This is a genomic window from Oceanobacter sp. 5_MG-2023, from assembly GCF_030548165.1.
Taxonomy (GTDB): Bacteria; Pseudomonadota; Gammaproteobacteria; order Pseudomonadales; family Oceanobacteraceae; genus Oceanobacter.
Genome location: NZ_JAUORS010000040.1, coordinates 1 through 10606, shown reverse-complemented (window position 1 = coordinate 10606; position 10606 = coordinate 1). Strand labels below are relative to the sequence as shown.

Annotated in this window: 7 protein-coding genes; all 7 read right to left on the bottom strand. The window is 41.0% G+C overall.

Translation table 11 applies throughout. The annotated features are described in order from the left end of the window. Window positions 1-115 precede the first annotated feature (115 nt). Genes Q4551_RS15865 through Q4551_RS15835 form a run of 7 tightly spaced genes read right to left on the bottom strand, consistent with a single transcriptional unit; the run spans window position 116 to window position 10374 of the window. The gene (locus Q4551_RS15865; RefSeq protein ID WP_303434883.1) at window positions 116-703 is read right to left on the bottom strand and encodes a 4Fe-4S single cluster domain-containing protein; all 588 of its coding nucleotides are present in this window, start codon (window positions 701-703) and stop codon (window positions 116-118) included. A gap of 4 nt (window positions 704-707) precedes the next feature. Further along, complete coding sequence (locus tag Q4551_RS15860; protein ID WP_303434881.1) at window positions 708-1220, bottom strand: hypothetical protein; 513 nt, start codon at window positions 1218-1220, stop codon at window positions 708-710. Then, complete coding sequence (locus Q4551_RS15855) at window positions 1220-1429, bottom strand: DUF2997 domain-containing protein (RefSeq protein WP_303434880.1); 210 nt, start codon at window positions 1427-1429, stop codon at window positions 1220-1222. The genes Q4551_RS15860 and Q4551_RS15855 overlap by 1 nt, the downstream gene beginning before the upstream one ends. Continuing rightward, a complete protein-coding gene (locus Q4551_RS15850; protein ID WP_303434878.1) occupies window positions 1422-3647 on the bottom strand; it encodes a hypothetical protein in 2226 nt (741 codons plus the stop codon). The genes Q4551_RS15855 and Q4551_RS15850 overlap by 8 nt, the downstream gene beginning before the upstream one ends. After that, entirely contained in the window at window positions 3647-5326 is a 1680-nt protein-coding gene (locus Q4551_RS15845; protein WP_303434876.1) for a hypothetical protein, read from the bottom strand. The genes Q4551_RS15850 and Q4551_RS15845 overlap by 1 nt, the downstream gene beginning before the upstream one ends. Beyond that, the gene (locus tag Q4551_RS15840) at window positions 5319-8768 is read right to left on the bottom strand and encodes an AAA domain-containing protein (RefSeq protein WP_303434874.1); all 3450 of its coding nucleotides are present in this window, start codon (window positions 8766-8768) and stop codon (window positions 5319-5321) included. Before Q4551_RS15840 ends, Q4551_RS15845 begins: the two co-directional genes overlap by 8 nt. Before the next feature lie 10 nt (window positions 8769-8778). Then, complete coding sequence (locus Q4551_RS15835) at window positions 8779-10374, bottom strand: AAA family ATPase (protein ID WP_303434873.1); 1596 nt, start codon at window positions 10372-10374, stop codon at window positions 8779-8781. Between the last annotated feature and the right edge of the window lie 232 nt (window positions 10375-10606).

Here is a 10606-nt window from a genome sequence, read left to right as displayed (position 1 = left end):
ACATTCAACGACGGCATTTCGCCCGTTGCAGCTGAGGAAAACTTTAAAATACTGTCCGGGATTAGTTGACCACTACACACCGCTACACAGTGAGTTCATCATCCTGACAAGCACATCATTTTATTAAGATAATTAGGTCATCGCTTGGAAACCCTAGTGTTGTGATCCCACCTTGATCGTCGATAATCAACTCCACCTGATTTAATGAAACTCTAGCATCTTGTTCTCGTGATTTTTTCGGAAAAATAACTTGTTGATTATCTGAACCTATCCACTGCTGATTGATATTACGCAAACTCTCGTTATATCGACCAACTGCAACAATATCACACAGATTCTCTATACGCTCTGCAAAACCAAATGCTTTAAGTTCACTCATTTCAAACCCGGTAAATAAAAAGGTGGTTAACTTTGAACGTTGTTTAATTTGCTCAAACAACCACCAAACATTATCCGCTTGATGCAAAGGCTCTCCACCGAGTAAAGTCACACCACGGATCTGTGGTGTGGCTAAAATTCGCGCTAACAATTGCTCTCGATGGATCAATTGATTCTCTTTAAATGACCACATGGCCTTGTTCCAACAACCTTGGCAAGCAAGGGCACAGCCTTGAAACCAAATCACCAATCGCTTTCCTGGCCCATAAATGAGGCTGTCACTCTCGATATGAGCCAAATTAAAAAAATCACCGTAGCACTTCATCTCTCTAAACCATGCGGGTTAAAACGAGTTGTATTTGCCCTTTACTGTTGCGAGTTTCCTTAACTGAATACCCTTGTGATTTGGCTTTTTCAATCGCCTGTAAACGGGTTTCCTCCACCCTTACTTTGCGTTGCTCTTCTAATTTAAGTCGCTCTTGTTCGGCAAGTTCTTGTAAATAGTCTTGGTAGGTAACGTCATACTCTTTACTCAGCAAGGTAAGAAACTTTTGCACAGAGAGGTATTCTCGTGATGCCATGGTTGAAGCGGTAATATGTCCATTTATTTCATCTGAATCATGACGTAATATCCAACGCCCTTGCTCAAAACGAAAATGTTGAATTCCGTTATAATCTTTTCGATTTGTAAAAATATCACCAATTTGCACACCGCCATTGTGCTTTAAAGACGTGATATTTGATGCATCGACTTTAAGCGGCTCTGCACCTAAAGTTGCTAGCGCCTTAATCAAAACCGCTTCAATAGAAAATGGGGTGGTTGTCTTAATTACTGCACTCATTAAGACCTGCCTTTAATGGTTTGGATATGCGTTTTTTTAACCGCTTGTAATTGATGATACTCGTCAGTTTTTTTTACCTCACCTACAACACCATTCAGATTGAGTAGGTCATCAAGCGCTTCCAAACAACTTTCACCTTTAAATCCTGCGGTTTTGGCTATTATGACTCCATCATCATCGATAGTGATCACTATTTTTTGCTCAGGCATCCACAGCCTCCTTATCACACACAATTTTGGCATTGAGACGAGCCGCGTCTTTTTGGACTTGTTCAAACTGCTCTTTTTTGTCAATAATTAAATAGCGCTGTTGTTTATATTGGCGTAGCTCAGTTTGGTTAGATGGTAATTCTTCAGCAGGCCACACAAATTTGACTTGCTCTTTATTACCCTCTTTCAGCCCTAATTGTTTATCTAATGCATCTGAGGGTTGATTGGACTGGTAAGTAAAAGCGACTCCATGATCTTTCAGTGCTTGTTCTGCTTGTTTGCGTTGTAAAGAGCTTTGCTCAAACGCTTTATTTGCATCTTGAACATCTCGTTCGATTTTCTTACTCGCTTCATCAACATTATTTAATACTTGTGCAAAGGCTTGGTAGTGTTTTTTCCAAACTTTTTCTTTTATGGTTTTTTTCCAGTTTTTAGCTTGGAGAATTGTCATATTAGAAAGCGCAAGTCGCTTATCCTCAGGTAATAATGATTCATTCACTTGAGGTTCTTCATCCGTTGGTATGGCTAATTCGTTCAACTGTTTTTCATTTAAACTGGCAGATGCCTTTTGCCAACTCGCTATAAAATGTAGCTCGGCTTGCTTAAGCGCTTCTTCTCGTCCGTCATTCTTTTGCTTAAAGGTTGCTTGTTTTTGTTCTGCAACGGCTGTCTTTTGGGCTAACTCTGTTTTTAACGTCAACTTTTTAGCTTCCCAATTCTGATGCTGTTTCGCTTCATCTAACTTCACTGAAGTCTCAGCCTTTCGCTGATGAATACCTTGTTGAAAATCAGTGAGACGTTTACGATACGCTTCGCGCTCAGCTGGTGTTGCCGTTGTGACTGACCACGCTTTTAACGCTTCAAGTTCTTTTTCGAATTGTTTTACCGACTGCCCTTGCCCGAGTAAAAAGCCTTTGATAAATCCTTTAAGCGAATCGGCTATGCTCTTTTGCTGTTGATTAATCGTATTTTGCAACGATTCAAGTCTTGATAATTTTCGCTGCCAATCGTCTTCAGCGTGCTGCCAATCTTGATACAAAGCGTCTTTTTTTGCTTCCTGCGGGCAATATGGAGGATGGATTTTAACGCTAAAGTCCACGCAGTGAGCAAGACGATCACGTTGCCATCGTGTCGCGTGGCGGGTGAGTTCATCAGCCGATTTAGCAAAAAAATCGTCAATAGTATCTGTGTATATATCATTTAAGCGTTCGCTGCTGAATTGCTCAACTGTACGTATGCTTTGTGGCTGATCACTAAAGCGCACTGCTTGCTGCGAAGGCATATCACCCAAAGTGGCTGTTTGTTTAAATTGCCACGCAGCGTTATCATGTGCCAGCTCAAAGGCTTCGATCATTTGCTTACTTTGACTGGCTGATAACTTAAGGCACCAGTTAGTCACCGAAAAATCAGGGGCATCAGGTAATAGCCAGTCACCATCATCTGAAAATAAGATATTGGGGATATTTGATTCTGTTAACGCTACTCCATCATTTGCTTTACTGTCGACAAATTTTGAATCTGTTGACAGTAATAGCTTTGATGGTGTGTTTGACGAATTGAAATCTGAGCCACTTGCTGCCTTTAAGCTTGAGAGCGAATCTGTTAAGCACGCTTGTAAGGTGCCATAAAGATGATGCGAATGATTGGGAACGATATTGCTATCTGGATTTACCACTGCTTTTTGCTGCTTATTATGCTCAAGGTATTCATGAGTTGCTTGCTCCCAAAATAACTTACAAAAACTACGATAGCTGTCTTCTCGTTGCATCGACTCCAACTCAATAGCTCGGGAATGAGCTTGGTCATCAAAAAGTACATCTTTGCTAGTCAACAAGAAACCTTGCGCTTGGGGAGAGGCATGATCATGCAGTAATAAAGTGCCTTGTTGTTTAATACCGGTACGAATCAAACACCGGCCAGATAACATATCAATCGCCGTCTTACTTTGGGTCTCGTCACCTAATAACAGATAGATACGGACGCCTTTATCGGCCTGACTTTGCAGCAGATTAATTACTGTCAGGTCTTTTATGGATTCACAAGCAATTAGCAAAGTTAAACGTGCTTGATTGATGAATTTAGCTAGCCATGCGTTATCTATTCTGAGCAACACCTTTGATAACTCACTATCTCCAGGTTGCTGGTAAAAAAAATTGGACAGTGGTTGCTGCGTAAAGTCTATTTGAAATTGTTCATTTCTTACGATGATCTTAGCCATTATTCAACAACCTCCATACTTTGTAATTCAGTGAGCGTACGCTGTAATTGATGTTTTAAAAATTGCGGGAGTTCCGTTGGATCTTTTGGAATAAAGGTAGGACAGCCATCAATTATATAAGAGCCCCCTTGCTCTTTAATAAAATCAAGCCCACAAGTACATTCCCAGCAGCTTACTTGGTGTTGGCCAATAAAAATCCAAAATCGCCCATGATTTTCATTTCTCTTTTCAATTATTCGCTTCTGCCAATTAGCAGGTAATATATCTTCCTTCCCTTTTTGAGCCGCTAACGTTAACAACTGACCTTGCGCATCATTAAAGCAACGCGCAACTGCGGCTAAGTTTCGACTTTGCCGAGGAGTATGAACATAACGATCTGAATATATGATGGTTTTTACATGCTCATCACCGCAGAGTTGATGCATAAGATTCGTTAAATCCAGCGCATCTCCTTCAACTAAATTAATCGCTAACTGCGATTTTCTACTCTTTGATGGGGTTAAATCGGCCAGCGCCGCTGCATGCCAATATGCTTTAGGCTGCTTGTCGCGCGACAATTCTGCCAGTAAGTTCTGTGGGTGATACAGCGGCAATTCAAAGCCTTGCAACGCATCCTGATCGAGCCAAGTCGCTTGTTGCTTACGAGCCGACGCGCTTGGCTGGTAAACGTCACGATAATAATTCTCTAACCAATGCTGATGCCAAGCTTTCGCATCTTGTTGGTTTATAGGCTTAATAGGTAAATTGAACGCTTCCCATTGGCTATAGTTTTCAGTCGCTAACGTCAAATTACTTTGTGAAACCTTGTCTAACACAAATCGCTGTACCGCGTTTGTATCATGTTTAATAGTTTCCAGTTCTACTGCGACTCGTTGACTCTCTTGATGCCAAATGCCATTACATTTTTGAGCGATGACCTCCATCACATCAACGAAATGCTCACCAAACCCATCTATCGATATATCCAGCTCATGTGGTTGGTTAGTTGTGCGATTATTGCTAAACAGTAAGGTCTCTATTTGCCCTTGTAACTTTAAAGAAGAAATGGAAAAACCCAGTTTCCAACTCAGCTGAATCGTTGCCTCTTTTTCCGGCGAACAAATGACTTCAGGAGTTAATGTGGATAAGCCTAATGAAGGCTCCAACCGAGTGGGCGAGCTGTGCAGTATTTCTTCCAAAACCTGCACGTCAAGTCGCTGTTCTGAACCATCAAATTTAAACTGCGAATTTTTAGCATCTATCCCTTTCTTCCAAATAGTCTGCTTCGGTTCAAAAAAAGCAGTATCCCTTTGAATAAACATTGGCCTTGTTCCAAGCAGTGAGTCGCTATCGGTATACCAAATATGATAAAAACCTCGCTCCTGGATGTTGAAACACCCAGTCGCTTTCACTTCTTCACCCAAGGAGGTTAATACAGCATCTGTTCTATCCCACAGCTTTTCCCTGCTTAAATAGTCGACAAGCCTATTAGGCATCTCTTTATAATTATTCTGCACAGCCGCCAACAGCGAAACTAAATCAGGCCGCCCACGAAAAAAAGCCAACTGAGCAATCATAGGATAGCGCTTTAGCGTGACCGATCTTTTCATTGTCAAAGAAAAAGACCTAGCATCAACCTCGCTGACGTGGTTTTGAGACTCTAATTTAGCTGACACTGGTTGCTTTTTATGTTTAGCCACTAACTTTACTTCCCCTGTATTTTGAATTGCGTTTGCTATTTATAGAGCTATTAGTCTCTAAGGCTTGCGCTGAATTCGCTAAATTTTTCAGCTCTTCTGTGCGTGAGCGGTTGCTGAAGTAATCATGATTACCAGAAATAACAAGTTGATATCTGGCTCGAGTAATGGCTACGTTGAGTCGATTAGGCGAATCCATAAAACCATCACGATGCGTGTTCACCATGGAGAGAAAAACGACATCTGCTTCTTGCCCTTGAAAGTAATCTACTGTTGCCAATTTGATGGCGATACCTTTGTAATTAAAACGAGCATAACGACTTTGATTTCCGGGTAACTTTTTCAACGCATCACGCAAGGCTTTTTCTTGTCCTTTGTAAAAAGTCAAAATGGCAACATCGTAGGGCTCGTTTTTTTGGTTTTTGACCTTGCCATCAGCCCAGTCACAAAAAGTTTTTAGCTCGTCCATTACCACTTTAACTTCTTGAGGGTTGCTATTGCCCTTTTGTGTCTTGCCATTCACATTCAACCAGATATTGCGCGAAGCATAACGCGGGTAATCCCAGTTACGCGCACTGGTGGTATATTTACCATCAACCAAAACACCTTGAGGATAAAACTGTGTTCGTGGGAACTTAGCTATCTCAGGGTGCATACGATGCTGATAAGTTAGTGTGGTGTGCCGTTGTTGTTTTTCGGATGCAGTAAAACCTTGGTTGAGAGTGGTCGGTTGATCTTTCCTGCGCTTAACTAAACCATCACCAGAGAGCGCTTCTAAAATTGATGGAAAAGCGATATTTTTTACCATATGAATACGACCATCAACATCAATAGATTTTGGAAATAGGCGCTGCAAGGTTTCTTCAATGTAGCCGGTTTTTCGCTTTTGGTTCTTTGATAAACGCAGCCAATATTCTCGCTCTAGCCGCCAACAGACTTCCTCAGACCATTTACTACTGTTAAATCGATCTAACAATTCGCTTTGAATATCAACGCTATTTGTCATTTCGCTATTTTTGATTTTAAAGGCTTTGATATTTATACCTTGGCAATAATATTGACTCGCATGTTGCGTTCGCCACCAGTCCGGGTGCAAGACGATACAATCTAGAGGAATGAATGGCTGAATTTTATCTAATAGCATTTCTTCGACAAAGCAGATATTAAACTGATAAAAATGCCACGGTTGTGCCTTGATGTCTTGAACACCTTTTACCCATTGAGGATCATTTGGTAAGCGTCTAGAGGGAACCACAAGGATATTATCCAAACCAGCACTGAGCAGTTTATGCTGTTTTCGATGAGCAATTTCTTGCTTGATCGCACTCATAATCCCAGAAGTTAAAGGTAGAAGCATAGGCTGTGAGTAAGGTGTTTTCGTCGAACCCCTAAGCTCTTCCAACAAAAAACAAGCTCGTTGTATATCTACTGATAAGGTTTGCGCTTTTGATTTCCCTCTTGCTGGGGTAATCATCAAATTGTCCAGATTCGCAACGATTTGTTCTCGGTCAGTAAATGGCGACAATTGACGAATGTCACCCACTAAGACCCAACGCTTTGCAAAGCGAGCAGGCACTAAAAATTCTTGGAACGTCGTTTTACTGCATTCATCGATAATCATGACATCAAAGGGGGGCTCGCCCGCATCTAACACTACGTCCTTATCATTAAATAAGCGCAGAATACCGATTGTGGTGCCGCAAACCAGATTGGATGAATCAACCATGAGCTGCTTACTTATTGAGGAACCACCTGCCACCGATTTGTATTGGTTTAGTAGGTTATCGAACTGAAACTCTTCAACACCCGTCGCATTGCTCTCATCACCAACGCGCAGGGGATGTATTACATTATTTAAATCAGCACTTTCTTTAACTCGCTCCAATAAATTATTAATGGCCGCATGAGTCGATGCTGATAGCAAGACTCGCTTCCCCTGAGTCACTAATTGATAAATGAGCTCAAGAATAGTCGTTGTTTTTCCAGTCCCAGGTGGGCCATCTAAAATGGTAAAGTCACTACTTGCCAGCGCTTTACACACAAACTCACGCTGTTTATTACAACCATCAAAATCTGGGTCTGATAGCACTTGCCAATCAATCCAATGTTCAGGTATTGGGGTCACTTCAGGCCATTTAGTCTGGCTTCGCTCTTGTAACAACTGAATAAGTGGCCCATGCGCCTGTGCCGGGCGACACATCAATTGGTTCAGGGCGTCTTTTTGCCGGCGCAATTGACTGGTATTAACACTGATACGAATCTCACGATTTTTTCCATTTGAATGTGGATATTCACTCTGGTGGTTTTTTTTACCTCGTTGATTTCGAGCTAATAAAACTTGTCGCTCTTCCGGTCGCGCTTTTAAGATTCTAAAACCATCGTCATGGTTGCGCTGGGTCACATCAAGAATTTTACTGTTTTGATTGTCGTCAAAAAAATAATCAAGATCCGACTTTCCTGTATCATCTGAACCGATTTTTTCGACAAGTTGAATCCATTTTTCTTTATTTTCAATAGCAGTGACCTGCCACTGTATTTTTGGAAAAGTGAGACAGCTAATTTTTTGAATATCAACACTTTGTTCTTCATTTATCCTTTCAAGGACAATGCTGTTCTTTTCGGTTGAAACTCTCCATGAGTCAGCATGTAACGTGAGACCCTCAGCGTTAAAGTGACTCGCACTTAATTCAGCTAAAGACTGATGAGTAATATCGTTCAATTGACATGCATTGATAGTTGGCCGATCCTGAGAGAAGACTAACCAACCTTGCTTATTGCGCTTTATGGACAAAGATTCGAGATAGTTCTTATCAAAGGATTTTATCATCAAAAATGGGATATCTTGACCATCAATAGAGATGTGACTACTTGCTTGTACATAAGCTTGGATGTTAAGGCGATTTTCAGATTGAGAAACGACCTTGCAAGATTGGCCATCCACATGAATGGTATTCAACTGGTCAATCTCTACGGCTAATGGCCTAAGCTCCAATTGGTAACCACTCCAAGAGACAGGCTCCTCATCTAATTCCATGCTCGGTAAATAAAGACGAAAATCGGGATATTTCTTATATCCGCATTCAGCAAGTTCATGTTCTCTTTTGCTTTTCCCTTTACCCTGAATAATTGGATCCATTTCATCTGGATCAAACTCCGCATCTGGTTGTTCACCGTCAACAGAAATGATTTGATACCAGCCAGCCAGCTCATTAATTATTTCAATTTCTGTATAAGGCACAAGTTGCCAAATACGTTGCTGCGGGGTAATACGAAAGCGCTGCCCACTGACAGGAAACCAGTTACAACTTACTTCTTTATTCTCAAGCGCTTTAATGCTGTTCTCTAAATAATGACGAAAAGGCATTAACTGGTCTTTAGTTTTCTTCTCGGCGACAGCAACATTAGCGCCTTGCATCTCCAACGCACTAAAAAATGGGTTTTCCATAACAACTCACTTAGATAAACGGGTTCTCACCTTCTTGCTTAAGGCGTGGTTTTTTATTATTTGAATCATTTTCTAATTCTTCTGGCTGTGAAGAGCTTGCAAAAACCGCACGCCCTTTAGCCCATTTTCGTGTTTGACTAATCATTTCTGACATGGTTAATGACAGTGGAGACGTTGCAGAAACGGCTTTTAGAATATCTTCTTTCGCTAATTGGTGGCCTTCATCAAAGGCAATAAACATCGCTTCTTTTACGGCTTCTTCAAGTTCTGCGCCTGTAAATCCTTTTGTAGCGTCCACAATGGTGTCGAGATCACCGTCTAAAAAATCATCTAAGCGATTACGCCTTTTAAGATGAATCATAAGTATTTCTTTGCGATCATGATTAACCGGCAAATCAACAAAAAATATTTCGTCTACTCGGCCTTTACGCAATAACTCTGGCGGTAACTGTGCAATATTATTAGCTGTAGCAACCACAAAAACGGGCTTTTCTTTCTCCTGCATCCAAGTTAAAAAAGTGCCTAATACTCGCGATGTTGTGCCGCCATCGGTAGCTCCTGAACTTTGCATGCCAGATAAGCCTTTCTCTATTTCATCAATCCACAAAATACTAGGAGCCAGTGCTTCTGCAGTTTTCAACGCTGAACGAATATTCGCTTCTGATTGCCCTACTATCCCACCATATATTTTCCCCATATCTAACCTCAATAAAGGAAGTTGCCATGCATTTGCAACCGCTTTGGCTGCTAGGCTTTTACCTGTACCGGGCAAACCAAGTAATAAAACACCACGTGGGGTTTCTAAACCAAAATCTCGTGCATCTTTGGTAAAAGCTTGTTTGCGCCGGTTCAACCAAGATTTCAAGTTATCGAGTCCGCCAATATCCTCTAAAGTGGCTTTGGGGTGAAAATATTCCAAGTGGCCACTTTTGCGGATAACCTGCTCTTTTTCTTTTACAACCTCAGGTATTTGTAACTCAGTGAGTCGCTTAAATTGATAAGCTACTTTGGAAAAAGCGAGTTGAGCTTCACTGGTTGAGAGCCCAAGAGCGGATTCAACTAATGCGGGGGTTTCTTGATAGTCTTTGTCATCAAGTTGAAAACGTTGTTTAGCTTGGCGCATCAACTTAACTAAATCTTCAGATGAGGGCAAAGGAAGTTGCATGACCTGCACTTCCTTTTCGAGTTCGATTGGGAGCATTTCTATGGGCTGTGAAAGCACTAACGAAATACCTTCGATTTGTCTACTAGCGACTGCAATAGTATAAGATCGCAATCGAGAAACCAAAGTATGTTCATGAAAATAGTGGTGAAAATCTTCAAGCAGAATAATTCTTTCGAAAGAACTACTGTTTTTAGATGTGTCATTGATCCAATCCAAGATTTCAAAAGGCTGATCGATGTCTTCGAAATCTTCAAACTGCTTATCACTGGAATTATATTGTTTTAATCCTTCACTGCCATTCCACAAATAAAGATCACGCTGTAACTCTTCCGCTGCCTGAATACAATAAGCTCTAATTCGCAAAGTCTCGTGGCTAATAACCTGAATTATAGCCGCTAATGACTGAATATTAACCTTAATTTGATCGCAAAAATTACTCATTTGAAATCCGTTTCGTAAAAAGTCACACAAATAGTAGCATATCTATAATAAACCAAATAGTCATTGTATGAAAAAATCAACTTACACGAAAGTGTAGTGGTCAACCCTAGATTTCCAACATAAGTGACACACGCTCTTTGGCTAAAAACTCGTACTGTAGTGGTCAACTAATCCCGGACAGTATTTTAAAGTTTTCCTCAGCTGCAACGGGCGAAATGCCGTCGTTGAATGT

Bases quoted from the DNA above. Each gene is read 5' to 3' on its own strand.
- Q4551_RS15840 (WP_303434874.1), bottom strand. From the start codon at position 8,768: ATGGAAAACCCATTTTTTAGTGCGTTGGAGATGCAAGGCGCTAATGTT.
- Q4551_RS15860 (WP_303434881.1), bottom strand. From the start codon at position 1,220: ATGAGTGCAGTAATTAAGACAACCACCCCATTTTCTATTGAAGCGGTT.
- Q4551_RS15865 (WP_303434883.1), bottom strand. From the start codon at position 703: ATGAAGTGCTACGGTGATTTTTTTAATTTGGCTCATATCGAGAGTGAC.
- Q4551_RS15850 (WP_303434878.1), bottom strand. From the start codon at position 3,647: ATGGCTAAGATCATCGTAAGAAATGAACAATTTCAAATAGACTTTACG.
- Q4551_RS15835 (WP_303434873.1), bottom strand. From the start codon at position 10,374: ATGAGTAATTTTTGCGATCAAATTAAGGTTAATATTCAGTCATTAGCG.
- Q4551_RS15855 (WP_303434880.1), bottom strand. From the start codon at position 1,429: ATGCCTGAGCAAAAAATAGTGATCACTATCGATGATGATGGAGTCATA.